The 634-nt window shown below is 69.2% G+C and carries 1 pseudogene; it reads right to left on the bottom strand.

Going from position 1 to position 634, the window contains the following annotated elements:
• Positions 1 to 456: pseudogene (locus FQ705_RS18840) on the bottom strand (SMP-30/gluconolactonase/LRE family protein); the annotation flags it as partial.
• Between the last annotated feature and the right edge of the window lie 178 nt (positions 457 to 634).

Raw genomic sequence — 634 nt, 5'->3', positions numbered from 1 at the left:
GGCCAGGTTGTTGCGCACCGCGTTCGGCCAGGGATCGACACGCGTGGAGATGGTCACCCACAGCCGGTCCCGGCTGTCGCGCAGCACGAAGTTGACCTTGCCGGGCGGCTTGCCGTCCAGGCCGTCGAACAGCACCCGCAGCTCGCCCGAGTGCGCGAGCCGCTCGACGCGGTCGGTGCCGATGTTGGCGATCAGGATGTTGCCTTCGGCATCGAGCGCCAGGCCGTTGGGCAAGGAGCCGCTGGTCAGGCCGTCCGAGGCGGCGGTCGCGGCGGCGCCCTTAGGTAGGATCAGCGTCTGTTCCCCGGTGGGGGCGATGCGCTGCACGCCGCCGCGCGCGTCCGCCACCAGCAGCGAGCCGTCGCGCTGCGCGAGGATGCATTCGGGACGCTGCAGGTCGTGGCCGACATGGCGGATCGAGGCCGGGTCTACGCTGAAGCCTTGGATGGGATTCACGGGGGGCATCTCCATGTTGTGCTCTTGTTGCTCTCGTCATGGTGTCGGCGCCGGATGCTCTCAGGCTGGCTCCACCCGGGCCGGGTTCGAGTATGCACGCAATCCCGCCTCGAGATATCGAAGCCCCCACGAAGCCGGCTGCTTTCAGCCGTCCTCGCCCACCTCCACCGGATCGGGC

This window comes from Paraburkholderia sp. BCC1884, from assembly GCF_900996225.1.
In the GTDB taxonomy this organism is placed as follows: domain Bacteria; phylum Pseudomonadota; class Gammaproteobacteria; order Burkholderiales; family Burkholderiaceae; genus Paraburkholderia.
Note: the sequence above shows the minus strand (reverse complement) of the source record. Positions and strands in the feature narration are given on the sequence as shown.